Source organism: Lysobacter auxotrophicus (genome assembly GCF_027924565.1).
GTDB lineage: Bacteria > Pseudomonadota > Gammaproteobacteria > Xanthomonadales > Xanthomonadaceae > Lysobacter_J > Lysobacter_J auxotrophicus.
In genome coordinates this window covers 4,131,700-4,155,451 of record NZ_AP027041.1, presented here as the reverse complement: position 1 = coordinate 4,155,451, position 23,752 = coordinate 4,131,700, and the positions used below count along the sequence as shown (strand labels likewise).

The window sequence follows — 23,752 nt, the reverse complement described above, 5'->3', positions numbered from 1 at the left end:
CGGTTCGGGGATCTTCGTCTCTTGTGCGCCCGGCGCGAAAGCACCGGAAAACCACGGCGAAAAGCATCCCGCCGCGCGATGCACGGATCGCGGCGAACGGGTCTGGGGGTGCGGGCAGACTATCACCGCGACCGGGCGCGGAACAGGACTTGTCCACAGGTGGATTAACAGGTAGTCCACAGGCCGACGGCTGGCTGTCTCGTGGATCCGACGCGACGTGGCCTGCGACTTTCGTTATCGGATGACTCACCCGGGGCCTTGAAGGGAGACCCGGCTTGGACCGAGCCACACGTCGGATTCTTCCACCGCTGACGTTCGAATCGTCGTTCCCGCTTCGACGACGCCACGAGCGGTTGGCGTGACCGCGAACCGGACGCGCGTACCGCTACAAACATATGGAATAAATCAAAAGCGTGGTGGTGGTGGTGGACGCGGCAATCCGGGATAAGCCACCCAAGCGCTTGATCGCAAAGGTCCGCACCGCCAGCGAAACTCCGGTAGAACCCGGCCGGCAACCAGCGGACAATCTGTGGGCAACTCAGGCGCGCGATCCGTGCCTCGATTCTGTCCACAGGTTGCGCCCAGCTCGCGAACTGCTTGCTCCGCTGCCGGCGTGGATAACCAGCTACGGCTCCATCGGCCGGGTCGCGGAAGGTGGCAAGCAGGCTCAGTTGACTGCCCTCGCGGATCGGCGCATAATCTCCAGTCTTTTCCGTCGTTTACGCATAGAGCCGAGCCATGGCCACCAAGCGCACCTACCAGCCCAGCAACCTCAAGCGCAAGCGCGACCACGGCTTCCGTGCCCGCATGGCGACCGCCGATGGCCGCAAGGTCCTCGCCCGTCGTCGTGCCAAGGGCCGCAAGCGTCTTTGCGCCTAAGCTCCGCCGCTGCCGCGTTTCGCGGCGGCCGCACACCGGCCCACGCCGGTAGCTTCAGATGACATCGGCCCGCTTCCCGCGCAGCGCGCGGGTTCGCGCGAAGTCCGATTTCGACCGCATATTCCAGCACGGACGGCGCACGGCGCTGCCCGTGCTGGCTTTGCATTGGCTTCCCAGCGACGTGCCTGCACGCATGGGCCTGGCCGTGTCCCGCAAGGTCGATCCGAACGCCGTCGGTCGCAATCGCATCAAGCGCGTTCTTCGCGATACCTTCCGTCGCCTGCGCGGGCAACTCGCCGCGGGCGATTTCGTCGTGGTCGCGCGTCCGCCTGCGCGCCATGCCAGCGGACCGGAACTCGTCGCCGCCTTCCAGGGTCTGCTGCAGCGCAGCGGCGCCCTCGCGCCTGCCGCCGCGTTGCCCCTGTCACCGGCGCCCGGCACAATGCCGGCCGCTTCCCCTTCCGCCCCAGCGCCGCACGTTGATCGCGGCTGAGCAGCCTGTCGCCCATGAACCAGACCCGTGTCTTCCTGATCTTCGCCTGGCTGATGGTGGCGACCCTGCTGTGGATGGAGTGGGGCAAGGAGAAGGCCGCGCCGCCGGCCCAGGCCCAGGCCACCACGGCCGCGGCCACGCCGACCGACCCGAGCATCCCGACCACGGCGAGCGCCCCCGGCGCGGTGCCCGCCGCGCCCACCGTCGGCGCGACGACGCCGACGACCAGCGCCGCCTCGGCCGCCTCGCCCAGCGTCACCGTCACCACCGACGTGCTCAACGTCGTGCTGGACGGCGGCGAAATGCGCCAGGCGGACCTGCTGAAGTATCCGAGCACCGCCGACGACAACAGCACCCCGGTGCGCCTGTTCGCCACCGACGCCGCCAATTACTTCGTCGCACAGAGCGGCTGGGTAAGCCAGGGCGGCCAGGCGCCGACGCACCAGTCGGGCTTCGCGCCGGAAGGCGGCAAGACCGCTTTCACGCTGGCCGATGGCGCGAACACCGTCGAGGTCCCGTTCGTCTGGACGGGCAGCGACGGCGTGACCATCCGCCGCACCTACACCTTCACCCGCAGCAACTACGTCGTGCAGGTGCGCGATGAAGTGATCAACGCCGGTGCGCAGCCGTGGCAGGGCTTCGTCTACCGCCAGCTCAGCCGCGTCCCGCGCGCGCTGGTGAAGAAGGGCCCGATGAGCGCCGAACAGTACAGTTTCCAGGGCGCCGCGTGGTACTCCAGCGCCGACAAGTACGAGAAGCGCAAGTACGACGCCTTCGTCGAGGATGGCCCGCTCAACAAGCAGGTCACCGGTGGCTGGATCGGCATGCTCCAGCACCACTTCTTCGCCGCCTGGATCCCGGGCTCGAACGACACCACCACGTTCTCGCTCGCCACGCCCAACGGCGCGGGCGGCACGCAGTACCTGATCCGCGAAGTCGGACCGGGCGTCACCGTCGCGCCGGGCGCGAAGGCCGAAACCACCGCGCGCCTGTGGGTCGGCCCGAAGCTGGTGAAGGCGATCGAAGCCCAGCATGTGCCGGGCCTGGACCGCGCGGTCGACTTCAGCAGCTACAGCATCATGGCGACCATCGCCGGCTGGCTGTTCTGGGTGCTGGAGAAGATCTACGGCCTGGTCGGCAACTGGGGCTGGTCGATCGTCGGCCTGGTGTTCCTGATCAAGCTCGCGATGTACCCGCTGTCGGCCGCGCAGTACAAGTCGATGGCGAAGATGCGCAAGTTCCAGCCGCGCATCGCGCAGCTCAAGGAGCGCTACGGGGACGACAAGCAGAAGTTCCAGATGGCGATGATGGAGCTGTACAAGAAGGAGAAGATCAATCCCGTAGGCGGCTGCCTGCCGATCCTGCTGCAGATGCCGGTGTTCCTGGCGCTGTACTGGATGCTGTCGGAATCCGTCGAACTCCGCCACGCCCCGTGGATCGGCTGGATCACCGACCTGACCTCGCGCGATCCGTTCTTCGTGCTGCCGATCCTCAACGTCGCCATCATGTGGTTCACGCAGAAGTTGAACCCGACCACCGGCATGGACCCCATGCAGGCCAAGATGATGCAGTTCATGCCGCTGGTGTTCGGCGTGATGTTCGCCTTCTTCCCGGCCGGCCTGGTCCTGTACTGGGTCACCAACGGCGCGCTGGGCCTGCTGCAGCAGTGGTGGATGGTGAAGAAGTACAGCGAGGAGCCGGCGAAGGCGTAAGCCTTGCCGAGCCGTTCGCACGAAGCCCGCCGGAAGGCGGGCTTCGTCGTTGGGGGCACCAGAATCACGCACTTGTTGTAAAAGACGCAGTGACGACCACGCCCGACATGGGCACGGCCGGTCACGTGATGGATAGGACGTCACTTCCAAACGAGTGACGTCATGAAGCGATACGAAGAATTGGCCAACCCCACGACTGGCTTGCCGGCACGCGAGTTCCGGACGACGAGCAGGTAGAGGGCGACATGGCGAAGCCGCGCGGCATCAACACGACACAGCGAATCCGAATGACTGAGATATCCCGCGACACCATCGCCGCCATCGCCACCGCGCCCGGTGCGGGCGGGGTCGGCATCGTGCGGTTGTCCGGGCCGAAAGCGCGCGCCATCGCGCAGACGCTTGCGGCGCGGGAGCTCACGGCACGCGTCGCGCACTACGTGCGCTTTCGCGATGCCGACGGCGAAACGATCGACGACGGCATCGCGCTGTTCTTCGCCGCGCCCGCCAGCTACACCGGCGAGGACGTGGTCGAACTGCAGGCGCATGGCAGTTCCGCGGTGCTGCACGAGCTCGTCGCGCGATGCGTCGCGCTTGGGGCGCGTCGCGCACGGCCCGGCGAGTTCAGCGAGCGCGCTTTCCTCGAAGGCCGGCTCGATCTCGCGCAGGCCGAAGCGGTCGCGGATCTGATCGCCGCGGCCGACGTTCGCGCCGCACGCGCTGCGCGTCGCGCGCTCGATGGCGAGTTCTCGCGCCGCGTCGATGCCATCGCCGACGAACTGCTCGCGATCCGCGTGCATGTCGAAGCGGCGATCGATTTCGCCGACGAACCGATCGACACCCTGGGCGGCGCCCAGCTGCGCGCTCGACTGGGCGAAACCTCGCTCGCACTCGACGACCTGCTGAAAGCCGCCGAGCGCGGGCGCCGTCTTCGCGATGGCTTGCACGCGGTGATCGTCGGTCCGCCGAACGCCGGCAAGAGTTCGCTGCTCAACGTGCTGGCCGGCAGCGAGCGCGCCATCGTCACCGACATCGCCGGCACCACGCGCGATCTGCTGCACGAAACCATTCGCATCGACGGCGTCGAACTCACGCTCGTCGACACCGCGGGCCTGCGCGAGGGCGGTGACGTCATCGAACGTGAAGGCATGCGTCGCGCCCGCGGCGAGCTGCAACGCGCCGACCTGGCGCTCGTCGTGCTCGACGCGCGCGATCCCCAGGGCGGACGCGCCGCGGTGAGCGACGCCATCGCCGACGTGCCGCTTCGCATCTGGGTGCACAACAAGGCCGACCTGCTCGATGCGCCGGTGCCAACGACGCAGGACACTCTGCACGTGTCCGCGCGCACCGGCGCCGGGCTGGACGCGTTGCACGCGCAGCTGCGCGAACTTGCGCAGGGCAATGCCGATGCCGCCGGCGAAGGTGCATTCACCGCGCGCGCGCGGCATGTCGATGCGCTCGCGATCGCGCGCGAACATCTGGCGCAGGCGCGCGTCGAACTCGACCGCGAGGCGCTGGACCTCGCCGCGGAATCGCTGCGCCTCGCGCACGACGCGCTCGGCGAGATCACCGGCCGCGTGCATGCAGATGACCTGCTCGGCCACATCTTCTCGAGCTTCTGCATCGGCAAGTAGGTCGGCCTGCCTTTGACGCGGATCAAGGCGCCCGCGGAGGCTGCGCGGGACAGTGCGCGCAGTCCCGAACGCGAGCGCCCGCATGCAGCCCATCGAAACCGACGTGATCGTCATCGGCGCAGGCCCCGCCGGCCTGTGCCTCGCGCGGGCGCTCGACGCGAGCGGCCTTCGCGTGGTCGTGCTGGAACGCGAGCCCGAAACGACGCTTCGCGCACCGACGTTCGACGGACGCGAGATCGCACTGACCCAGCGCTCGGTTCGCCTGCTGCGCGAGCTGGACGTGTGGCGTCGCCTCCCGGCGGACGAATGCCACCCGCTCTGCCGCGCCAGCGTGTTCGATACCGGCGCCGCCACGCCGCTGGAGGTAGGCGGTGGCCACGAGCCGCTGGGCTGGCTCGTGCCGAACCACGCCATCCGCGCGGCCGCGTTCGAGGCGATGGCCGAATCGGGCAACGTCGAACTCCACGCGGGCGTGCGCGTCGCCGCAGTGGAGGCCGATTCCACGAGCGCGCGCGTTCGCCTCGACGACGGTCGCACCTTCGCTGCGAAGCTCATCGTCGCCGCGGACGGACGCTTTTCCGAAACCCGCCGCGCGCTCGGTATCCCCACGCGCATGCACGATTTCGGCCGGGCGATGCTGGTGTGCCGCGTGACCCACGAGACGCCGCACGAAGACACCGCGTGGGAATGGTTCGACCACGGCCAGACGCTGGCGCGCCTGCCGCTCGGCCGCGCGACGCCGCCGGGACATCGATCCTCCGTCGTGGTCACGCTGCCGGGCGTGCGGATGCGCGAGTTGCAGGCGATGGACGATGCGGCCTTCGCGCAGGAGATCGCGCGGCGTTTCCACGGCCGACTCGGCGTCGTGTCCGATCCCGGCGAGCGCCACGTGTACCCGCTGGTTGGCGCGTGGGCCACGCGTTTTGCCGGCACGCGCCTGGCGCTGCTGGGCGATGCAGCCGTCGGCATGCATCCGGTGACGGCGCATGGCTTCAACCTGGGGCTGCTCGGCGTCGAGCGGCTCGCCGACGAACTGCGTCGCGCAGCCGTCGCCGGTGGCGATCCGGGCGGTGCGGCGCTCCTGGCCCGCTACGCCCGCGGGCACCGTCTCGCGACCGCGCCGCTGCACCTGGCCACGCGCGGCGTGGTCGCTTTGTTCACCGACGACCGGGCACCGATTCGCGCAGTTCGCGCCGCCGTGTTGCGGGCGAGCGCGGGCTTTCCGCCGTTCCGGCAGCTGCTGGCGGGCTTCCTGGCCGATCGCCCGGGCAGGGCTTCGCCCCGGAAATTCGCGCATTACGGGACAACGGGCGACGGCTGAATGGGGCGATGGGCGGCCACGGCCCGCCGACCGATGGTAGGCTCGACGGGCCGTTCGCTTGACAAACAGGGGCCGCTCACGCGATCTAGTGCCCGTGTGCTCGTGACGGCGCACTTCAGGGGAGCTTTGCCAATGACGTTCGTTAATCCACAAGACCGGCGTTCGCGCCGAATGTCTGTCGTATCGCAGTTGTCCGTCGCGCTCGCACTGTGCTGCGCGCTCGCGGCCTGCCAGAAAGAAGAAGCCGCCCAGCCCACCGCCGCCGCGCCGGCCGCGACCCAGGCAGCGCCTGCGGTCACGGCGGAAACCGCGGTGTCGGCCAAGGTCACGGCGCTGACCGCCGACCAGCTGCGCGAAGCGGCCCGCAAGGCGTATGCGGAAAACCGCCTCTACGCGCCGGCCGAGGACAACGCGGTCGAGTACTACCTCGCGCTGCGTGACAAGGCGCCGGGGGACGCCGCCGTTTCCAGCGCACTCACCGACCTGCTGCCGATGACGGTCATCGCCACCGAGCAGAGCGTCAACCGTGAGGACTTCGCCGAAGCGCAGCGCTTGGCCGCGCTGCTGGAGAAGGCCGATGCCCAGCACCCGGCGCTCGCGCGCCTGAAGGCCAGCATCGCCGCGCAGCAGGACGCGTCCACCAAGCGTGCCGCGCAGCAGCAGCTGACCGCCGAGGAAGAGGCCAAGAAGAAGGTCGAACTCGAAAAGAAGCGCGTCGAGGACCAGAAGAAGCAGCAGGAAGAGGCCGCCCGCCAGCTCGCCGCGCAGCAGGCCGCGAGTAAGCAGGCCGACGACAAGGCTGCCGCCGACCGCGCCGCCGCCGAACAGCAGCGTGCGGCCGACGCCCGCGCCGCCGAGCAGCGCGCCGCGGAACAGCGTGCCGCCGCCGCCCGCCAGGCGGCCGCCGCACCGGCTTCGGCTGACGCGAGCGACCTGCGTGCGCTGTCGATGCCGCCGCCGCGCTACCCGCCGGAGGCCCTGCGCGCAGGCACCTCAGGCGAGGTGCAGGTCGAGTTCACCGTCGGCACCGACGGCTCGGTCACGGCTGCACGCGTGGTGCGCTCCAACCCGGCGCGCATCTTCGACCGCGAAGCGGTCAACGCCGTGCGCAAGTGGCGTTTCCAGCCGATCGACGCGCCGGTGACGACGCGCCGCACGATCGGCTTCAACCCGCAGAGCTGATCGCTGCGCGGTGGCGAAGGTTGGGGGACTGACGCCACCGCGGGCGCTTCGCAAAGCAACGCTGTAAACGAAAGGCCCGACGCGAGTCGGGCCTTTCTCTTTGGGGTCGCGATGGTTTCATCGAGCAAGACGTGGATGCGGCGTGCAGTGCGTGGCTGCGCCGTGCGCGATCCGATACGTGATCCCACTCCCCGTCATCCCGGCGAAGGCCGTGACCCAGGCCCGCAACGCTCGGGCACTCTCCCACCGGCAAAGAACCTCCGTCATTCCAGCGAAAGCTGGAACCCATCTTGATCCTGCTCTTGCCGCCCTGGCTCCTGCTGCTCCGACCTCGCTCTTGATCGTCATCCCCGCGGAGGCGGGGATCCAGGGGCAGACACGTGCGCCGCATCACCAACGACGCGCCACCATCCGGCGTGCACATCCGGCCCGACCTCGGCCGGGCCTTCTTATGGTTACTCGCCAGCGTCCCTACAACGCACTCACCCTGCGATAGCCAGCCGCTCCTGGTGATAACGCCGCACCGCGATGAACCACAACAACGCCGCCACCGCGAAGCCGGCGCCGAGGTAGATGCCCCACGTGCGCAGGTCGATCGCCTCGCCGCGGATGACCTTCAGCAGCATCTGGTTCTGCGCGAGGAACGGCACCATGAACTGCCACGCCTGCGTCTTCACCGGATTCACGATCAACGCGATCGTCGGGATCATCGGCAACAGCATCAGCCACGTCATGTGGCTCTGCGCTTCCTTCAGGCTCTTCGCGGCCGCGGCCAGGCACGTCAGCAAGGTCGTGCCGATGAACACCATCGGCAGCAGGATCAACAGCATGCGACCGATCGAGGCGAAGCTCACGTCGAGCATGCGCCCCACGCCCGTGCTCACCTGCGCGCTGATCTTGAACGCGATCAGCGTCAGCAGCAGCGACAGCAAACCCATCGCGCACGCGGCGGCGATCTTGCCGCTGACGATCGCGCCGCGCGACGCCGGCGTGGCGAGCAGCGGTTCCAGGGACTGACGTTCACGCTCCCCCGCGGTCGCGTCCATGATCAGATACGCGCCGCCGATGAACGACATCAGGATCAGCAGGTACGGCATGATCGCCGCGAGCATCAAGCCGCGTTTGGCTTCTTCCGTCGCGAGATCACGACTGCCCACGCTCACCGGGCGCACGACCGACGGGTCGATGCCACGCGCGAGCAGCCGCAATGCGCCGACCTGGCCGCCGTAGCCTTCCAGCGCCGCGCGCACGCGCGCGCTCGGGATCTCGCTGTCGCGACGCGTCGTGTCCGCGACGATCTCCACCAGCGCCGGCTTGCCGTTGCGCCAGTCGTTCGCGTAAGTGGGCGAAATGCGCAGCGCCACGTCGAACTCCTGCCGCACGATCGCCGCATCGACGTCGTCCGGCGCCTTCACCGCGCGGATGCCCTGCGTGGCGAGGAACGCGACCAGGTTCGGTGCGCGTTCGAGGCCGACGGTCGGCACCTCCAGCGTGCGGTCCAGCTGCGTGCGCGCGCGCGATTCGGCGAGCGAACCCATGCCGATCATCAGCACCGGATAGAGCAGCGGGCCGAGCAGCAGCGCGAGCGCGAGCGTGCGGCGATCGCGCGAGATGTCGAGCAGCTCCTTGCGCATCACCGACCACATCGACGCGAACAGGCCGGGACGGTTCGCCTTGATCGAATCGACGCTCATGCGTGCAGCCCCTCTTCCGAACCGATCGCCTTCACGAACGCATCTTCCAGGTTCGCCTCGCCCGTCTGCTCGCGCAGCTCATCGGCCGTGCCCGCGGCGACGACCTGCCCCTTGGCGACGATCACGATGCGATCGCACAGCGCGGCGACCTCCTGCATGATGTGGCTCGAGAAGATCACGCAGCGCCCCTCCGCGCGCAGTTGCTGCAAAAATCCGCGCATCGCGCGCGTGGTCATCACGTCCAGGCCGTTGGTGGGCTCGTCGAGGATCACGTTGCGCGGGTCGTGCACGAGTGCGCGCGCGATCGCCGTCTTGGTGCGCTGTCCCTGCGAAAAGCCCTCGGTGCGGCGATCCAGGATGTCGTGCATCTGCAGCGCATCGGCGAGCACCTGCGTGCGCGCTGCGATGGCCTGCTTCGACATGCCGTGCAGTTCGCCGAAGTAGGCGATGTTCTCGCGCGCGGTCAGTCGCTTGTACACGCCGCGTGCGTCCGGCAGCACGCCGAGCGCGCCGCGCACCGCGGCCGGATCGCGCGTGGCATCGACGCCGTCGACCATCACCTCGCCGGTGTCGGGCTTCATCAGCGTGTACAGCATGCGCAGCGTCGTCGTCTTGCCCGCGCCGTTCGGGCCGAGCAGGCCGGTGATTTCGCCATCGCGCGCGACGAAGCGCACGCCTTCCACGGCACGCACCACGCCGGTGGCCGTCTTGAAACTCTTGTGCAGATCCTGTGCGACGATCATCGCGTCACGGCTCCCATCCGTTGTATCCGGTGAACGGCGGCACGTAGCCCACCGAATCCAGGCATGTGGCATCCAGCGCCTTCGCATCGAGCGACTCGACGAACTGCCCGACGAGCTTGGGCAAGCAGCCGGTCGCGCCGACGTTGTGTCCCTGTCCGCGCAGCACGAAGTGGCGTCCGTTCGGCAGGCCTTTCAGCACGCGCTCGCCATACGCCGGCGGCGTCACCGGGTCCATCTCGCCGGACAGCAGCAGCGCAGGCACGTTCGAACGCAGCGGTTCGACGAACGCCGCAGGCCGCGCGCCATGCGGCCAGGCCTTGCACGCGGCGAAGAACGCCGGGCCCATTTCCGCACCCAGCACCGTGTCGGCGTCGGCCGCATCGGGCGTGTAGCGGTCCGCATCCTCGGCGCAGACGACCGACCACTGCATCGCGCGCGACATGCGACCGTCCATGCTTCGCGTCGCCAGTTGCGCCAGCGCCATCAGCGGCGCGTACTCGCCGCGGTCGGCTTCATCGATCACCACCGGCATCAGCGACATCATCTCCGGCATGTACGAAAACATGTGCGTGAGCCCGACGACGGTGTCGGCGGTGAGCGTGTCGCGGCGACGCTGCGCGGTGGCGGGATCGCGGTAATCCACCTGCACGGGCGCCGCTTCCAGGCGCTCCTTCAGGCCACGCAACTGCGTGCGCAGATCGCGCGGATAACGTTCGCGGCAGGTAGGAAGCGACTTGCAGTGCGCCGACTGGAGTTCGAGCGCGCGCTCGAACGTACGCGCGAACTCGCCGCCGACGACAAGATCGTTCGGCGCCACGCCATCGAGCACGATCGAACGCGTGTGCTGCGGATAGCGCGCGGCGTATTGTTGCGCGACACGCGTGCCGTAGGACACGCCGACCAGGTTGACCTGCGCGACGCCGAGTGCGGCGCGCACCGCGTCGAGATCGCCGATCGCCTGCGTGGTCGTGTAGAAGCGCGGATCCGCCTTGCCTTCCAGCGCCATCGCGCAACGCGCGGCGTAGTCGGCCACGACGCCGGCGTCGACTTCCTCGTCCGCGGGAAGGCTGAGCTCCGCGCCGTTCGCATCGCGGCACACGAGCGGGCTGAGCTTGCCCGTGCCGCGCTGGTCGATCAGCACGACGTCGCGATGCTTGCGCACGTCGCGCAGTGCGGCGTCGACCTGCACCGCGTACTCCGTCGCGGCCTGCCCCGGGCCGCCGGCGAGGAAGAACACCGGATCCGGCGACTTGCTGCCCTTGTCGCCTGCCGGCAGCCACGCGATGTTCAGCGGGATGCGGCGGCCATCGGGCCGCTGCGGGTTTTCGGGTACGTCCAGCCGCGCACACTGCGCATCGATGCTCGACGACGCGAGTGCGCCGGAGAGCGTGCACGGTTCGAAGGCGATCGAACCGAACAGGCGTTTGCCGGCCTCGGCGTCGGGCTTGGACGCGGTCGTGTCGTCGCGTGAAGAGCAGGCGGAAAGACAGAGCACCGCGAGTGCGGCGATCCATGCAGGTGACGTGCGCATCGGGGTCCCTCGTCCGACGTGGAAGTCGCCAGCATGCCAGAGGGAAAGGGGCGTTGGATTGCACGCGGGTTGGCGGATCGCGGGGGGTGCGTCGTGCAGTTGGAGGTGGGCGACGGCGGCTCGGGTCGACGTGTCGGCCGCGGCCTCGCTCATCGCGCAAGCCACATCACCGTCATCCCGGCGAAAGCCGGGACCCAGGCCCGTGACGTCCAGTCGCGCAGCGCCGGTGAACGACCCACCGTGGTTCCGGTGAAAGCTGGAAACGGCTTGCTTGCAGCTCTTGTAGCCCGGGTAAGCGAAGCGCACCCGGGGACGCGTTCAATTCTCCGACCCGGGTGCGCTTCGCTTACCCGGGCTACAAACGCGCGCACGATCAAGAGCGGAGCGAAGCGGCAAGAGCAGGAGCAGGAGCAACAGCAAAATGGGTTCCAGCTTTCGCTGGAATGACGGCCAGGTGGTTGGCCGAAAGTGAGTGCTTCGACGCTACCTGTTCCGCAGCCCAGAACTACTTGCTGCTCACATACTTCTCGCGTCGCACCTGCGGCACCGGCAGTCCATAGCCCTTCAGCGCGTCGAAACACGCGTCGACCATGTTCGGATTGCCGCACAGGTAGGCGATGTCGCCGGTCGCATCCGGTGCGAACTCGTCGAGGAACTGCTGCACGTAACCGTGTCGAACATCGGCGTGCGCGTGCGGCGAATCGGCTGCCGGCAGCTCGCGCGAGAAGCACGGGACGAAGCGGAAATTCTCCGGATACCGGCTGGCGAACGCGCGGAACTCGTCGCCGTACAGCAATTCTTCCGGGTTGCGCGCGCCGAACAGCAGCACCACGCGCACGCCGCGTTCGCGGATCAGCGCTTCCAGCTGCGGCAACATCGCGCGATACGGCGTGACGCCGGTGCCGGTCGCGATGAGCAGGTAACGCGCGTTCGCGTCCTGCGGCATCAGGCAGAACCGGCCGAACGGACCGCTTGCGTCCACGTGGCCGCCATCCTCCAGACCTTCGAACAACGCCGTCGCCGCGCCGCCGGGCACGTAGCTCACGGCGATTTCCACCGCTTCGCCCGGGCCCAGCGCGTGGTCGTGGATGGTCGCCAGCGAATAGCTGCGCTTGGTCGCCGTGCCGTCGGCATACGTGAAATGCACCTGGATGAACTGCCCAGGGATGAAATCCAGCGGCTGGCCGTCATCGCGCACGAAGGTGTAATGGCCCACGCTTGGGGCCAGCATGCGGCGGGAAACGAGCTTGAGCGGGAAGTGCTGGATGGCCACGGCGGTACCGGTCGTGAAACGGCGATCGTGATGCAACAGTGTGTGGCCGGAGCGCCCACACGCGGGCGCCTATACTACCGTCTATCGCCGCGAGGCCGCGGCGCAGGCCTTCACCGATGACCCCGGCAAACGCATTCCCGTCCGCTTCCCCGCAGGCGGCACACGCCGCTCCCGCCCTGTCCGTGCGCGAGCTGCGCAAGACCTACGACAACAAGGTGCAGGCGCTCAAGGGCGTCTCGCTCGACGTCGCGCCCGGCGACTTCTTTGCGCTGCTGGGCCCCAACGGCGCCGGCAAGAGCACGCTGATCGGCATCGTCAGCTCGCTGGTGAACCTCAGCGAAGGTTCCGTGTCGATCTTCGGCGTCGACCTGCAGCGCCACCGCGACGCCGCGATGCGGCTGATCGGCCTGGTGCCGCAGGAACTGAACTTCAACATGTTCGAGAAGCCCGTCGACATCCTCGTCAACTACGCCGGCTTCTACGGCGTGCCGCGCGAGGAGGCGTTGAAGCGCGCCGAAGTGGAACTCAAGCGCGCGCACCTGTGGGAGAAGGCGACGGTGATGAGCCGCACGCTCTCCGGCGGCATGAAGCGCCGGTTGATGATCGCCCGCGCGATGATGACGCAGCCCAGACTGCTCATCCTCGACGAACCCACCGCCGGCGTGGACATCGAGATCCGCCGTGGCATGTGGAAGACGCTGAAGGAAATCAACGCCGCTGGCACGACGATCATCCTCACCACGCATTACCTGGAAGAAGCCGAGAGCCTGTGCCGCAACCTCGCGATCATCGATCGCGGCCGCATCGTCGAACAGGGCCCGATGAAGGCGCTGCTCGCCAAGCTCGACGTGGAAGGCTTCCTGCTCGACATCGACGGCACGTTGCCGGCGCAGCTGCCGGCGATCGAAGGCACCACGCTCACCGCGAGCGACGACCACACGCTCGACATCGAGATGCCGCGCGCGATGGACCTCAACCGCGTGTTCGCCGCGTTGGGCGATGCCGGCATCCGCGTGCGTTCGATGCGCACGAAATCGAACCGGCTGGAAGAACTCTTCGTCCGCCTCACCGGCGAGAACGCACAGGACGGCACGGCGCAGACGCCGCCGGAGCAGGTGGCATGAACGACATGACGCAGACCAACCTCGAACTGTCCCCCACGCAGCGCAACTTCGTCGCGCTCGGCACCATCGTGCGCCGCGAAGTGAACCGCATCCTGCGCATCTGGGGCCAGACGCTGGTGCCGCCGGCGATCACCATGACGCTGTACTTCCTGATCTTCGGCGGCCTGATCGGCTCGCGCGTGGGCATGATGGACGGCATCAAGTACATGGATTTCATCGTGCCGGGCCTGGTGATGATGAGCGTGATCCAGAACAGCTACGGCAACATCTCGTCGTCGTTCTTCGGCGCGAAGTTCGGCCGCCACGTCGAGGAACTGCTGGTCAGCCCGATGCCGAGCTGGGTGATCCTCACCGGTTACGTCGCCGGCGCCGTGCTGCGCGGGCTGATGGTGGGCGCGATCGTGCTCGTCATCGCGATGCTGTTCACCAAGGTGCGCATGCCGCACCCGTTGATCACGCTCACCACCGTGATCCTGGGCGCGACGATCTTCTCGCTGGCCGGCTTCGTCAACGCGGTGTACGCGAAGAAATTCGACGACATCGCGATCGTGCCGACCTTCATCCTCACGCCGCTGACGTACCTGGGCGGCGTGTTCTACTCGGTGAAGCTGCTGCCGCCGTGGGCAGAGGCGATGACGCATGCGAACCCGATCTTCTACATGGTCAACGCGTTCCGCTACGGGCTGCTCGGCGTGTCCGACGTGCCGGTGTGGGTGGCGTACGCGCTGATGCTGGGCTTCGTCGTCGCACTGGCGAGCCTGGGCCTGTGGCTGCTCAAGCGCGGCGTCGGACTACGCAGCTGATGCGCATCCTCGTGCTCGGCGCCGGCGGCACCGGCGGTTACTTCGGCGGGCGCCTCGCGCAATCGGGCGCGGACGTGACCTTCCTCGTGCGTCCCGCGCGTGCGGCGCAGCTCGAAGCGCGCGGCCTGCAGATCCGCAGTCCGCTCGGCGATGCCGATTTCCCGGTGGCGCACGTCACGGCGGACGCCTTGCCCGCGCTCGCGCAGGCGAACCCGTTCGACATGGTGCTGCTGAGCTGCAAGGCCTACGACCTCGACAGCTCGATGGACGCCATCGCGCCCGCGGTCGGCGAGAACACGTGGGTGCTGCCGATCCTCAATGGCCTGCGCCATTACGCGCCGCTGGACGAACGCTTCGGCGCGCGGCGCGTGGTCGGCGGACTGTGCTTCATCAGTGCGATGAAGGGCGCCGACGGCGAGGTGCGCCATCTCGGCCAGCCGGCGTCGATCACGTTCGGCGAACGCGTCGAGCCGATCGACAGCCGCCGCACCGCGGAATTCGCGGCGCTATGCGCGCAGGCGAGCATCGACCACGTGCGTTCGCTGCGCATCGCGCGCGAGCAGTGGACCAAATTCACCTTCCTCGCCACGCTCGCCGCCGCGACGTGCCTGATGCGCGCACCGGTCGGGCGGATCGTCGCGGCGCAGGGCGGCGACGCGTTCGTCCGCGCGCTGTATGCCGAGTGCCTCGCCGTCGCGCAGGCCCAAGGTGAGCCGATCGACGCGCAGGCGCAGCAGACGGCGCTGGGCACGCTCACCGCGCCGGGTTCGCCGCTTAAGGCGTCGATGCTGCGCGATCTGGAAGCCGGACAGGCGGTCGAGGCGATGCAGATCGTCGGCGACATGTTCCTGCGGGCGCGGGCCGCCGGGATGGAAGCCGCCGCGCTGGCGGCAGCGTGGGTGCATCTGCAGGCGTACGAAGCCGGCCGCACGGCGACCTGATCCACAAGGCGTTCTTGTAGCCGGGGTGAGCGAAACGTCCTTGGCCGTTGTAGCCCGGGTAAGCGAAGCGCACCCGGGACAGCGTCACTGGAGCGGAAGCCCCGGGTGCGGCTGCGCCTTACCCGGGCTACAAAAGCCACCTTCGTCGCGTGGGGCTACGTACCCTGGCCGCACCGTAGAAAAACCACTCTGCTCGCGAACCTCCGCAACTGCAGCGGCTTACCCCGGCCGATCGAACCGGTACCCATACCCCGGCAGCGCGTGCAGATAGCGCGGCGCGCGCGCGTCGTCGCCGAGCGCCTGCCGGAGCACGGAAACGATCTGCCCCACGGCGCCGGGCGGTACGTCGTGGTGACCCCAGACCTCGTCGAGGATTTCCTCCGGCGAGAACACCTGCCCGGGCGAACGCGCCAGCAGGCAGAGCACGGCGAAGGCGCGCGGGTCCAGTGGCTGCTCCTCGCCCGCCCGCAGCAGGCGACGCCCGTTCAGGTCGAGCGTGATGTCGTCGAACGCCAGCAGGGGCGGATCCGGGCAGGTCATCGGCGCAATGGGAGCATCACCCGTTACCCCATACGGTACGCGAGCGCCGCGTCGGCCCCGCGCCACAGGTCGCCCGCCGCATCAACGCCCAGGCAGGCGGAAGAAGGCCCGCGCCGTCGCCGTCGTGGCCGCCGCGGTGGTCGCCACGTCCTCGCCGCGATCGCGCGCCAGCTCCTCGACGATGTGCGCCAGGAACATCGGCTCGTTGCGGCGATGCGACGGCGCCGGCTTGATCGTGCGCGGCAGCAGGTAGGGCGCATCGGTCTCGATCATCAACCGGTTCGCCGGAATGTGGCGCACCAGCTCGCGCAGGTGCTGGCCGCGGCGCTCATCGCACAGCCAGCCGGTGATGCCGATATGCCAGTCGCGGTCGAGGTAATCGAACATCTCCTCGCGCGTGCCGGTGAAGCAGTGCACCACGGCCGGGCCGAGGCGCCCGTCGAAATTGCGCATCACCGACATGAAATCCGCATGCGCGTCTCGCTGGTGCAGGAACAGCGGCTTGCCGGTTTCGGCGGCAATCTGCAGCTGCATCTCGAACGCACGCCGCTGCGCCGGGCGCGGCGAGAAATCGCGGAAATAGTCGAGCCCGCATTCGCCGACCGCGACCACTTCGCCGTGCGTGTGCAGCTCGCGCATCTGCGCATCGCACTCGGCGGTGTACTCGCTCGCGTGGTGTGGATGCACGCCCGCGGTGGCGAACAGCTCGCCCGGGTGCTGCTTCGCCAGCTTCAGCGCCAGTGGCGAATGCTCGCGGCTGGCGCCGGTGATCACCATCTGCGCCACGCCGGCGTCGCGGGCGCGTGCGAGCACGGCGTCGCGGTCGTGGTCGAAGGAGTCGTGGGTGAGGTTGGCGCCGATGTCGATCAACTGCACGGGAATGGGCAATGGGGAACAGAGGATGGGAAAAGCATAATGCCCACGACGTCGCGGGCCGACGATTCCCCGTTCTCCTTCCCGATTCCCATGCCGTTCCCCATCGACCCCCTGCTGCCGCAGATCCGCGCCAGCCTCGCCGAACACCCGCGCCTGGTCCTCGAAGCGCCGCCCGGCGCGGGCAAGACCACGCAGGTGCCGCCGGCGCTGCTGGACGCGCCATGGCTGGCGGGACGGAAGATCGTGATGCTCGAACCGCGCCGCGTGGCCGCGCGCGCCGCGGCGCACTTCATGGCGCGCCAGCGCGGCGAGGACGTGGGCGGCACGATCGGTTACCGCATCCGGTTCGAAAACCGCGTGTCCGCGTCCACGCGCATCGAGGTCGTCACCGAAGGCATCCTCACGCGCATGCTGCAGGACGATCCGATGCTGGAAAGCGTCGGCGCGCTGCTGTTCGACGAATTCCACGAGCGCCATCTCTCCGCCGACCTCGGCCTGGCGCTGGCGCTGGACGTGCAGGCCGGGCTGCGCGAGGACCTGCGCATCGTCGTGATGTCGGCCACGCTCGACGGCGAACGGCTCGCGACTTTCCTCGACGCGCCGCGCCTGAGCAGCGCGGGCCGCAGCTATCCGGTGTCGATCACGCATTTCGCGTCGCGTCGCGACGAAGCGCCCGAGCACCAGACGCGCCGCGCGGTGGAGCACGCGCTCGCGCAGCATCCGGGCGACGTGCTGGTCTTCCTGCCCGGGCAGCGCGAAATCTCGCGCGTGGAATCGCTGCTGGCGCCTTCGCAGGCCGCCGACGTGCTCACGTTGCACGGAGAGCTCCCGATGGAGGCGCAGACGCGCGTGCTGCAGCCCGATCCCGACGGCCGCCGGCGCGTCGTGCTCGCCACCAACGTCGCCGAATCCAGCGTGACGTTGCCCGGCGTGCGGGTGGTGATCGACTCCGGCCTCGCGCGCGAGCCGCGCTACGACCCCAACAGCGGCTTCGCGCGGCTGGACGTGGTGAACATCGCGCAGGCCTCGGCCGACCAGCGCGCCGGTCGCGCAGGCCGTGTCGCCGAAGGCTGGGCGTATCGCCTGTGGCCCGAATCTCAGCGCCTGGAGCCGCAGCGTCGCCCCGAGCTGGCGCAGGTGGAACTGGCGGGACTGGCGCTCGAACTCGCCGCATGGGGCGACGCCGACCTGCGCTTCGTCGATGCGCCGCCTTCCGGCGCGCTCGCTGCGGCGCGCGAATTGCTGCACCGCCTGGGCGCGCTCGACGGCGGCTCGATCACGCCGCTCGGCCGACGCATGCTCGCGTTGGGCACGCACCCGCGCCTTGCCGCGATGCTGCTCGCGCCGCGCGATCCACGCGAACAGGCGCTGGCGTGCGATCTCGCCGCGCTGATCGAAGCACGCGATCCGTTGCGATCGCGCAGCGATTCGGTGGCCGAACGCTGGCAGGCGCTCGCCGCGTTCCGCGCAGGACGCGGCGCGGCGGATGCGTCGCGTTCGTCGCTCGCGGCGCTCGACCAGGCCGCGAAGCAATGGCGACGCCGACTGCGACTGGACCTCGTACCGCCCACCGACGCGCCCGCGCACCAGCTGGGCGATGTCCTGCTGCATGCCTTTCCGGATCGCATCGCGCGGCAGCACTCCGGCGATCCCTATCGCTACCAGCTCGCGAACGGCCGGAGCGTGAAACTGTACGACGATTCCACGCTCTACGGCGAGCGCTGGATCGTGGTGAGCGAGCTTCGCGACGAAGCCCGCGACGCGCGCGTCCTGCGCGCCGCGCCGCTGGACGAGGCGCGCCTGCGCGAGGACTTCCCGCAGCGTTTCGTCACCGAGGATCGCGTGGTGTGGGACGCGAACACGCGCGGGATCGCGGCCGTTCGCGAAACACGCTTCGACCGCATCGTCATCGAGAGCAAACCGCTCGCCAAACCCGATCCCGCGCGTTACGCCGACGCGCTGGTCGATGCGGTGCGCCAGCTCGGCCTGCGCGCGCTGCCGTGGACACCCGCGCAGCAGCAATGGCGTGCGCGGGTGCGCTGCCTGCGTGCGTGGATGCCGGAGCTGGAGGGACTGCCCGATCTGTCGGACGCCGCATTGCTGGAGTCGCTCGACGACTGGTTGAAGCCTGCGCTCGCGGGAAAGACGCGCCTGGATGCGCTGGACGAGCAGGCCTTCGGCGAGGCGCTCAAATCGACGACGCAGTGGGCGATGCGTCAGAAGATCGATGCGCTTGCGCCCACGCGCATCCAGGTGCCGTCGGGCATGGAGCGCGGCATCGAATACGCCTACGACGACGAAGCCGGCGCGCCCGTCGCGCCGGTGCTGGCGGTGAAACTGCAGGAACTGTTCGGCCTCGCCGACACGCCGCGCATCGCCGACGGCCGCGTGCCGCTGACGCTTCACCTGCTGTCGCCGGGAGGCAAGCCGCTGCAGATCACCCAGGATCTGAAGGGCTTCTGGGACCGCACGTACCCGGAAGTGAAGAAGGAAATGAAGGGCCGCTACCCGAAACACCCGTGGCCGGACGACCCGTGGAGCGCGACGGCGACGCATCGGGCGAAGCCGCGCGGGACGTAGCTGCCCGGGGAAGGCCCTGCGGTTTTAGCCTGGGTAAGCGCAGCGCACCCGGGGCGCCGGCCGAACTCCCGGGTGCGGCTGCGCCTTACCCGGGCTACAAGAGCGAGCGCCAGTGGCTCGCTACACTCCCCCCATGACCGTCGCCCTCGACAACGCCGCCTTCCTGCCGTTCAAGCTCGACCCGATCGGCCAGCGTGTGCTGTGGCTTCGGCTGGACGAAACCCAGCGACGCGAAGCGGCCTTCCTCGACGACCGCGCGATTCCGAAGAACGCCGAAGGCGGCTGGGCGCCGCTGGAAACCCTGCTGTCGCGCACGGCCGACACCACGGCGCCCGCGCACGCCATCTTCCACATCGGCCATTGCGGCTCCACGCTGCTCAGCCGCCTGCTCGACACCTGGCCCGACGTGCAGGGCCTGCGCGAACCGTTGCCGCTGCGCACGCTGGCCGATGCATGGCCGACGCTGGACGAGCCCACCTCGCGCCTTTCGCCCTATCAGGCCGACGACGCGCTGCGTGCGCTGTGGTCGCGCTGGTCGCAGGCACTTGCGCCGCATGCGCGCAGCATCGTGAAGGCCACCAGCAGCTGCAACGGCCTCATCGCGCCGCTCATGGCGCAACAGCCGCACCTGCGCGTGGTGCTGATGGACATGCCGCTGCGCCCGTATCTCGCGACGCTGCTCAAGTCGCCGAGCTCCGTCTTCGATGCCGCCAGCGCCGCCGGCGAACGCCTGCGTTACCTGCATGGTCACGGCATCGGCACGCACCTGTCGCTGCATCAGATCCCGCTGCATCGCCAATGCGCGCTGGGCTGGCTCGCCGAACAGATGCGCTTCGATGCACTCGCCAAAGGCCGGTACGGGGATCGCGTGCTGCGCCTGGATTTCGAAGCGCTGCTCGATGATCCGGCGCGCGAACTGCATCGCGTCGCAGCCCATTTCGGCCTCGACACCTCGCGCGTGGACGAGGCCGTCGCATCGCCCGCATGGGGCCGCTACTCGAAGGCGCAGTCGCACGGCTACGGACGCGACGATCGCGCGCACGACCTCGCTTTGTCGATGCAGACCCACGGCGCGGACATCGAGGACGCGGAAGGCTGGATCGCGGCACTCGCCGTGACCTGAGCCTTTGTAGCCCGGGTAAGCGAAGCGCACCCGGGGGTCCTCGCCGAAGCAAACGCACCACGTGTGGCCCGCCCGCGTCGCCGAAATCCGCCTGCGCTAAGCTTCGCCCCATGTCGGATTTCTCCGTTCATACGCTGCTCGACACCGGCACCGTCAAGGTGCGCGACGTGTTCTGCGCCGGCACCTGCCGGCACCGCAGCGCGGAGGAATGCGCCGCCAACACGCACCTGGTGTTCCCGTACCGCGGCCTGTATGCGCGCCACGTCGGGCAGGACCAGTCGGTCGCCGATGCGAACCACGTGCTGTTCTTCAATGCAGGGCAGGGCTACCAGGTGAGCCATCCGGTGGATGGCGGCGATGCGAGCCTGGTGCTGGCGATATCGCCGGGACTGTTGCGCGAACTCTCGCCGCGCGAGCTGCTCGAACGCCACGACGATCCGACGTATCGCCTGCAATCGCTGCGCATCGACCCGCGCGCGCAGGCGCTGGTGGCGATGCTGCGCCACAGCCTGCGCCAAGGCGGCATCGAACCGCTCGAAGCCGAGGTGCTGGCGGTGACGCTGATCTCGCGCAGCCTCGGCCCGCGTACCGCGCACGAAACCACGGCAACGCATGCGCGGCGGCGCCTCGTGGACCGCGTGAAGGTGCTGCTCGCCAGCGACCTGGGCCGGCAGTGGAAACTCGCCGAGATCGCCGAACACATCGGCGGCTCGCCGGTGTACCTGACGCAGGCCTTCGCGCAGGTCGAGGGCATCCCGCTGCACCGCTATCACCTGCGGCTGCGGCTGGCGCGCGCGCTGGACCGGCTCGCGCAGTGCGAGGACATGTCGGCGCTGGCGCTCGATCTGGGCTTCTCCAGCCACAGCCACTTCAGCGCGGCGTTCAAGCAGGCCTATGGCCGCACGCCGACGGCGTTCCGCGCCGCCACGCTGGTCAAGAGCGCCTGACACGCGCAAGGCGCTTCGCCCGACACGCGATCGCTAAAGATTCCGACAGCGGCGCCCCGGCCGCCCGGGTCCAATGGACGTGCCCGGAATGGCCGGGCATCCACCGGAGCGTGTCATGAGCGAGAACACCTGTGCCGTCTGCGATTACCCGCTGGACGAAAACCGCGTCGCGGTGACCATCGGCGGGCGCACCGTCGAAGTGTGCTGCGAGGAATGCGCCCAGAAGCTGCGCGAAGCCGGGCAGGCCGCGTGATGGACGCCGCCACCTTCTTCGCCACGCGCCGGACGGTGCGCATGCCGTCCGGCAGCATCGGCTACGTCGAGCGCGGCAACGGGCCGGTCGCCCTGTTCGTGCACGGCGTGCTGCTCAACGGCTACCTGTGGCGGCATCAGCTGGACGCCCTGTCCGACGTGCGCCGGTGCATCGCCGTGGACCTGCTCGCGCACGGCCACACCGATGCCGCCGACGGACAGGATGTGTCGGTCACCGCCAACGCGCACATGCTCGCGCAGTTCCTCGATGCGCTGGGCATCGACCAGGTGGACCTGGTGAGTAACGACAGCGGTGGCGGCATCTGCCAGATCTTCGCCGCGCTGTATCCGCAGCGTCTGCGCAGCCTCGCGCTGACCAACTGCGATGCGCATGACAACTGGCCGCCGGAGGCGTTCGCGCCCTTCGTGGCGATGGTCGCCGCAGGCGGTCTGCCGGGCACCATCAACGCGATGGTCGGCGACAAGTCGGTGTACCGCGATGCGTTGGCGCCGGCGTACGAACGACCGCAGGACGTGTCCGACGCGACCATCGATGCCTACCTGCAGCCGTTCGCCACTTCGCCGCGGCGGCTCGCGCAGCTGGAGGCCTTCGTCAACGCGTTCGACTGCCAGCACACGCTTGCCATCGAGGATGGACTGCGCCGGCTCCAGGCACCGACGCTGATCGCATGGGGCACCGACGACGTGTACTTCCCGGTCGAGTGGTCGCACTGGCTGCAAAAGACGATCCCGGGCACGACGCGGCGCGTGGAGTTCGAGGGTGCGCGCATCTTCTTTCCCGAGGAACGTGCGGCGGACTTCAACCGAGAACTGCGCGCGCACTTCGCCGCAACCCTCGACGCGGCGCCCCGCGCACGCGACAACGCAACGGCATAGGGACAACGCGATGGCACTGCGCAACTTCACCACGGACGCGCCCGTTCTCGTGTACGGCGCGACCGGACACACCGGCCGCTTCATCGTCGCCGAACTGCTGCGTCGCGGCCGCACGCCCGTGCTGTGCGGCCGCGATGTGGTTCGGCTGGCGGAGATGGCGCGCGAGTTTCCGGGCCTGACGTGCCATGTCGCCTCCATCGACGACGCCGACGCGCTGGACAAGGCGTGTCGTGGCGCCGCTGCGGTGATCAACGCCGCCGGGCCGTTCCTCGACACGGCGCAGCCGCTGCTCGACGCGGCCCTGCGCAACGGCGCGCATTACTTCGACACCAGCGCCGAGCAGGGCGCGGCGGTGCACGTGTTCGAGCAGGACGCGCGCGCGAAGGCGGCGGGCATCGTCGCGATTCCGTCGGTGGCGTTCTACGGCGCGTTCGCGGACCTGCTCGCAACGGCCGCGATGGGCGACTGGGAGCGGGCGGATGCGATCGATATCGCCGTCGGCCTGGACGGCTGGCACCCCACGCGCGGCACGCGCATCACCGGCGAGCGTAACCGCGCCGTGCGCTGGATCGTCGAAGGCGGCGAACTTCGGCCGTTGCCGGATCCCGTTCCGACGCGCGAATGGGAGTTCCCGGCGCCGCTGGGCCCGCAGGACACCGTGATGCTGACGCTGTCGGAGATCGTCTCCATCGCGCGCCATCTGCGCTCGTCGAAGGTGCATTCGTACATGAACCTCGCGCCGTTGCGCGACCTGCGCGATCCGTCCACGCCGCAGCCGGTGGCGGCCGATGATCGCGGGCGTTCGTCGCAGCAGTTCGTGCTCGACGTGCGCGTACAACGTGACGGCCTTACACGGCGGGCGGTCGCGCAAGGTCGCGACATCTACGCGGTGACGGCGCCGTTGATCGTGGAGGCGCTGGACCGCGTGCTCGCCGGCGAAGTCCGGCATCCCGGCGCATGGGCCGCGGGCGAGGTGTTCGACGCAGCGCAGTTCCTGCGCACGTTGGCGCAGGAGCACTTCGACCTGACGTTGGACGGCGTCGAATCGCCGACTATCGAAGAGGCGGCCGAGGCGCCGTGGAGCGGCCGGCACAAACGGATGCAGCGAGAGCGTCGATAGGCTCTTGTAGCCCGGGTAAGCGAAGCGCACCCGGGGTCCACCTCACCGAAGCCCCGGGTGCGCTCCGCTTACCCGGGCTACAAAAACGAT

Annotated in this window: 21 protein-coding genes; 15 read left to right on the top strand and 6 right to left on the bottom strand. The window is 69.0% G+C overall.

Annotated features, from left to right (window positions below):
* Positions 1–738 precede the first annotated feature (738 nt).
* The 6 genes from rpmH (at position 739) to LA521A_RS18900 (ending at position 7,218) form a co-directional block, all read left to right on the top strand.
* Positions 739–879: a 50S ribosomal protein L34 gene (gene rpmH / locus LA521A_RS18925; protein WP_036139660.1), complete on the top strand. Its 141-nt coding sequence runs from the start codon at positions 739–741 to the stop codon at positions 877–879.
* A gap of 58 nt (positions 880–937) precedes the next feature.
* The gene (rnpA, locus tag LA521A_RS18920; protein WP_281780370.1) at positions 938–1,372 is read left to right on the top strand and encodes a ribonuclease P protein component; all 435 of its coding nucleotides are present in this window, start codon (positions 938–940) and stop codon (positions 1,370–1,372) included.
* Between the two features lie 14 nt (positions 1,373–1,386).
* Positions 1,387–3,084 carry a membrane protein insertase YidC gene (yidC, locus tag LA521A_RS18915; RefSeq protein WP_281780369.1) on the top strand — a complete coding sequence of 566 codons (1,698 nt, stop codon included), beginning with the start codon at positions 1,387–1,389 and terminating at the stop codon, positions 3,082–3,084.
* Positions 3,085–3,371: 287 nt separating this feature from the next.
* Positions 3,372–4,715: a tRNA uridine-5-carboxymethylaminomethyl(34) synthesis GTPase MnmE gene (mnmE, locus tag LA521A_RS18910; protein WP_281780368.1), complete on the top strand. Its 1,344-nt coding sequence runs from the start codon at positions 3,372–3,374 to the stop codon at positions 4,713–4,715.
* Positions 4,716–4,797: 82 nt separating this feature from the next.
* A complete protein-coding gene (gene ubiM / locus LA521A_RS18905) occupies positions 4,798–6,036 on the top strand; it encodes a 5-demethoxyubiquinol-8 5-hydroxylase UbiM (RefSeq protein WP_281780367.1) in 1,239 nt (412 codons plus the stop codon).
* A 171-nt stretch (positions 6,037–6,207) separates the two neighbouring features.
* The gene (locus tag LA521A_RS18900) at positions 6,208–7,218 is read left to right on the top strand and encodes an energy transducer TonB (protein WP_281780366.1); all 1,011 of its coding nucleotides are present in this window, start codon (positions 6,208–6,210) and stop codon (positions 7,216–7,218) included.
* Positions 7,219–7,700: 482 nt separating this feature from the next.
* Here LA521A_RS18900 and LA521A_RS18895 read toward each other — a convergent pair whose 3' ends face one another.
* The 4 genes from LA521A_RS18895 to LA521A_RS18880 form a co-directional block, all read right to left on the bottom strand.
* Entirely contained in the window at positions 7,701–8,912 is a 1,212-nt protein-coding gene (locus tag LA521A_RS18895; RefSeq protein WP_281780365.1) for an ABC transporter permease, read from the bottom strand.
* On the bottom strand, positions 8,909–9,655 hold the full coding sequence (locus tag LA521A_RS18890) for an ABC transporter ATP-binding protein (protein WP_281780364.1): 747 nt from the start codon (positions 9,653–9,655) through the stop codon (positions 8,909–8,911). The genes LA521A_RS18895 and LA521A_RS18890 overlap by 4 nt, the downstream gene beginning before the upstream one ends.
* Positions 9,656–9,659: 4 nt before the next feature.
* Positions 9,660–11,186: an alpha/beta hydrolase gene (locus LA521A_RS18885; protein WP_281780363.1), complete on the bottom strand. Its 1,527-nt coding sequence runs from the start codon at positions 11,184–11,186 to the stop codon at positions 9,660–9,662.
* Positions 11,187–11,691: 505 nt separating this feature from the next.
* Positions 11,692–12,417 (bottom strand): FAD-binding oxidoreductase, encoded by a 726-nt coding sequence (locus tag LA521A_RS18880; protein WP_281782141.1) that lies wholly within the window; start codon positions 12,415–12,417, stop codon positions 11,692–11,694.
* Between the two features lie 158 nt (positions 12,418–12,575).
* Between LA521A_RS18880 and LA521A_RS18875 the strand changes: the two genes are divergently transcribed.
* From LA521A_RS18875 to panE, 3 genes are read left to right on the top strand one after another with little or no spacing between them, the layout of a single operon-like run.
* Positions 12,576–13,583 (top strand): ABC transporter ATP-binding protein, encoded by a 1,008-nt coding sequence (locus LA521A_RS18875; RefSeq protein WP_281780362.1) that lies wholly within the window; start codon positions 12,576–12,578, stop codon positions 13,581–13,583.
* A complete protein-coding gene (locus LA521A_RS18870; RefSeq protein WP_281780361.1) occupies positions 13,580–14,386 on the top strand; it encodes an ABC transporter permease in 807 nt (268 codons plus the stop codon). Before LA521A_RS18875 ends, LA521A_RS18870 begins: the two co-directional genes overlap by 4 nt.
* Positions 14,386–15,327 carry a 2-dehydropantoate 2-reductase gene (gene panE, locus LA521A_RS18865; protein ID WP_281780360.1) on the top strand — a complete coding sequence of 314 codons (942 nt, stop codon included), beginning with the start codon at positions 14,386–14,388 and terminating at the stop codon, positions 15,325–15,327. The genes LA521A_RS18870 and panE overlap by 1 nt, the downstream gene beginning before the upstream one ends.
* Before the next feature lie 219 nt (positions 15,328–15,546).
* Here the strand turns inward: panE and LA521A_RS18860 are convergent, their stop codons facing one another.
* Both LA521A_RS18860 and LA521A_RS18855 read right to left on the bottom strand, forming a co-directional pair.
* Positions 15,547–15,867, bottom strand: coding sequence for a winged helix-turn-helix domain-containing protein (locus LA521A_RS18860; RefSeq protein WP_281780359.1), 321 nt, complete (start codon positions 15,865–15,867; stop codon positions 15,547–15,549).
* Between the two features lie 81 nt (positions 15,868–15,948).
* On the bottom strand, positions 15,949–16,743 hold the full coding sequence (locus LA521A_RS18855; RefSeq protein ID WP_281780358.1) for a TatD family hydrolase: 795 nt from the start codon (positions 16,741–16,743) through the stop codon (positions 15,949–15,951).
* A gap of 90 nt (positions 16,744–16,833) precedes the next feature.
* Between LA521A_RS18855 and hrpB the strand changes: the two genes are divergently transcribed.
* The 6 genes from hrpB (at position 16,834) to LA521A_RS18825 (ending at position 23,662) form a co-directional block, all read left to right on the top strand.
* Entirely contained in the window at positions 16,834–19,323 is a 2,490-nt protein-coding gene (gene hrpB, locus LA521A_RS18850) for an ATP-dependent helicase HrpB (protein WP_281782140.1), read from the top strand.
* 133 nt (positions 19,324–19,456) lie between these two features.
* Positions 19,457–20,446: a sulfotransferase gene (locus LA521A_RS18845; protein WP_281780357.1), complete on the top strand. Its 990-nt coding sequence runs from the start codon at positions 19,457–19,459 to the stop codon at positions 20,444–20,446.
* 110 nt (positions 20,447–20,556) lie between these two features.
* A complete protein-coding gene (locus LA521A_RS18840) occupies positions 20,557–21,393 on the top strand; it encodes a helix-turn-helix transcriptional regulator (protein WP_281780356.1) in 837 nt (278 codons plus the stop codon).
* Between the two features lie 115 nt (positions 21,394–21,508).
* Positions 21,509–21,646 carry a hypothetical protein gene (locus LA521A_RS18835; protein WP_281780355.1) on the top strand — a complete coding sequence of 46 codons (138 nt, stop codon included), beginning with the start codon at positions 21,509–21,511 and terminating at the stop codon, positions 21,644–21,646.
* A complete protein-coding gene (locus LA521A_RS18830) occupies positions 21,646–22,542 on the top strand; it encodes an alpha/beta fold hydrolase (RefSeq protein ID WP_281780354.1) in 897 nt (298 codons plus the stop codon). Before LA521A_RS18835 ends, LA521A_RS18830 begins: the two co-directional genes overlap by 1 nt.
* A 10-nt stretch (positions 22,543–22,552) precedes the next feature.
* A complete protein-coding gene (locus LA521A_RS18825) occupies positions 22,553–23,662 on the top strand; it encodes a saccharopine dehydrogenase family protein (protein WP_281780353.1) in 1,110 nt (369 codons plus the stop codon).
* The last annotated feature ends 90 nt before the right edge of the window (positions 23,663–23,752 follow it).